2 protein-coding genes are annotated in these 3,332 nt (G+C 64.0%); both read left to right on the forward strand.

Translation table 11 applies throughout. From position 1 onward, the window contains the following. Positions 1 to 2,615, forward strand: a 2,615-nt coding sequence (locus OCL97_RS22470; protein ID WP_377371927.1) for a TonB-dependent receptor domain-containing protein, incomplete at its 5' end; no start/stop codon positions are given. Positions 2,616 to 2,991: 376 nt separating this feature from the next. Further along, on the forward strand, positions 2,992 to 3,332 hold a 341-nt coding region (locus OCL97_RS22475), incomplete at its 3' end, for a hypothetical protein (protein WP_377371929.1).

Genomic DNA, 3,332 nt, shown 5'->3' on the forward strand with positions numbered 1-3,332 from the left:
GCTTTGAACTCAACGCCAACTATCAGGGCATCTCGGGTTCGCCCGGCGACTACGAAGGCAGCATCGCCTACGGCTACCGGGGCGATCGCGCCAACCTGCTACTGACCGCCGGCTATCGCCACCGGTCGGAAATGTCGGTCAGCGAACGTGACTGGGCGCTGCGCACCGGCCCCACCGGCTATCTTGAGAACCCGCTGGGCGGCTGGGCGGGCACCGGCAACCCGGGCCAGTACAACACCGCCACCTCCGCGGCGGCGGCCACGGCCGGCACCTTCGCGGGCTCGTTGCCGGACATCGGCTGCGCGGCCAATGGCGGTGCGCCCTACATCCTGACCACCACCATCGTCAGCCCCACCTCGTGCAACTTCCAGTACACGAGCTTCGACAACCTGATCGAAGACGAAGATCACTATCAGATCTACGGCAAGCTGAACGTCGACATCACCGACAACATCGAAGGCAATGTCGAGGTCCTCTACGCGTCCCACGACACGCCCAACCAAAGCTGGGCGATCACCGGTCCCAACCAGTTCCCGGCTCCCTTCGCTCCGTCCGGCGCCTCGGCCGGCGGCGGCGTCTCGCCGATCCCGGCCACGGGCACCAGCGAGCAGTCGCGCTTCTATATCCCCAACACCAACCCGGGCCTCGTCGCCCTGGTGAGCCAGATCGCCTCGGCGAACTGCGCGGGTCCGGTGCTGCCCTATGGTGTCGACGCCACCACCTGCGCCCAGGGCCTCGCCACGGCCCAAAGCCAAGCCGCCAACGCCGCCCTCTATGGCGTCGCCGGAAGCCAGACCGCCTGGCGTCCCGTGGGCTTCGCCGGCAATCCCTATACGAGCGACCGTCACAGCCACTACTCGTACAAGGTCGACACCCTTCGCATCGCCGGCGGGTTCAAGGGCAAGTTCGAGAATGGTATCGGCTGGGACTTCGGCCTGACCTATCAAGAGCAGGACTACAACTACAACCTGCAGGACACTTCGGTGAACCGCCTGCAGCTCGGCCTCCGCGGCTACGGCAGCCGAGCCGGCAACGCCGATCAGTGCACCGCGGCGGAAACGGCGAACTTCACCACCAACGCCGGTAACGCCGCCCTGGGCTGCTTCTACTTCAACCCCTTCACCAACGCGATCCAGCAGAGCACGTCGAACGTCGCTGCCAACCCCTACTATGTGGGCAGCTCCTCGACGATCGCCGGCCTGAACGACGCCGTCGCCAACCGCGCCGCCGTCTTCGACTGGATGGAAGACGAGCAGCGCAACGAGATCACCACCAAGCTGTTCGTCGCCGACATCGTGTTCAACGGTGAAACCGACTTCAAGCTCTGGGGCTCAGACAACATCTCCTGGGCCGCCGGCGGTCAGTTCCGCTACGACCGTCAAGTTCAGGATCCGGACGTGACGTACGACGCCAACGCCACGCCTTGCGTCGACAGCCCGCCCTACGGTGATGGCTCGCCCTACTGCCCCACCACGGCCAACGGTCCGTTCCTGTTCAACGCCAACCTGCGTCCCTACGACGTGGAGCGGAAGATCGGCGCGGGCTTCTTCGAAGTCCGGCTGCCGATTACCGACAGCCTCGAAGGCTCGGTCGCCGGCCGCTACGAGTACTACCAAGGCCAGGGTGAGACCTTCAATCCGAAGGCCGCCCTGCGTTGGCAAGCTCTGGACTGGTTCGCCCTGCGCGGGTCGGTCTCCACCACCTACCGGGCGCCTGCCGCCACCATCACCACGACGAACTTCGCGCGTGGCCTGACCAATGCGAGCGGCACCTACCGGGCCAACGACCTCTACGGCAACCCGAACCTGGATCCGGAGACGGCGCTCACCTACAGCGTCGGCGCCGTGGTCAAGATCGGCGGCTTCGACGCCACCGTGGATTACTGGAACTTCGACTTCGAAGACGCGCTCACCTCGGAAGCCACGGCGGATCTGATCCTGCTGATGTTCCCGGGCGGCGCCTCCGACCCCGGCACGCGTTGCGGTCAGGCGGCTTACGCTGCGGTCCAGGCTCGCTTCACCTTCGCCGGCGCCTGCAGCCGCGCGAACGTGCTGTCGTACCGGACCCAGTACATCAACGGCGGCAAGGTTAAGACCAACGGCGTCGACTTCCAGGCCAACCTGCAAGTCGGCGAACTGTTCGGTGGCGACCTGAGCACCGGCTTGGACGGCACCTACCTGCTGAACTACGACGAGGACCCCTATTCCATCGAGGGTCTCCCCGTCGCCGCGGGTACGGCGAAGCGTGCGGGCACCTACCGGGCCTCGATCTTCACGGGCTACAACCGCCTGCGGGCCAACGCCTATGTGAACTGGGCGATGGGCGGTCAGAACCTTCGCTGGCAGATCCGCCACGTGTCGTCCACCAACCAGGTGGAGGCGCTTCCGATCGCCATCGCCAACGCGGTGAAGTCCACGGCGAAGATCTCCGAGTACTGGCAGCACGACGTCACCTATCGCGCCGAACTGCCCTGGGACACGGCCCTGACCCTCTCGGTCATGAACGTTCTGGACGCCGAGCCGCCGTTCGCCATCGGCACCCAGTACAACTACGATCCGGGCAGCGGAAACCCGCTCGGCCGCGTCTACACTATCGGCATCAAGAAGCGCTTCTAGGATACCGACCGGGCCAAGAGCCCAGCGGACTACACCTCGCGCCGCCCCCTCACCGGGGCGGCGTTTTCTTTTCAGGAACAGCCGCCCCAGCCGGCCAGGTTGACGTAGCGTCCGGTGTCAGACCGGCTAAAGCACAGCTTAGAAAAACATCGTTCTCAGTCCGCGTCTTTCTTGCAACACCCCGTTCGGCGAATTGCTGCGCTGCACCATGACTAGCTGCGCCAGATCTCCAAAGGGGCTGGTACGCCCGCACATGCAAAATAACGGCGCTCTGCAACATTCGCCGCCCCATATACCGTAAGGGAAACTGCCCGACGGCCCGAGCCGATCTCCGATCCGACGGTACGCAATCTATTGTCCTCAAAGACAAATCTTATTGGCGATCACCCTGAAGCCGACTGTGCGCTGCAGCACAGAACGCCGTTATGTTTCACTCCCGAGAAATTTCTGGCGCGATCTGAGCTCACGTCGGATGATCTTTTATTCGCAAGAGTCAGAAATTCGTCCGCTCAAAAGGGCGACTCTCGAGGGGGAAATTAAGTTGATCTTTAAAAGCAGTTATTTCTGCGGCGGCTCCGCGCTGACATTGGCGCTGGCGCTTGGATTGGCGGGAACCGCGTCCGCTCAGGACGCAACCGTCGTTGAAGAAGTGGTGGTCACCGGCTCGTTCATCGCCGGTACGCCTGAGGACGCGGCCCTGCCGGTCGACGTGATCGG

The organism is Phenylobacterium ferrooxidans, from assembly GCF_042714595.1.
Taxonomy (GTDB): Bacteria; Pseudomonadota; Alphaproteobacteria; order Caulobacterales; family Caulobacteraceae; genus Phenylobacterium; species Phenylobacterium ferrooxidans.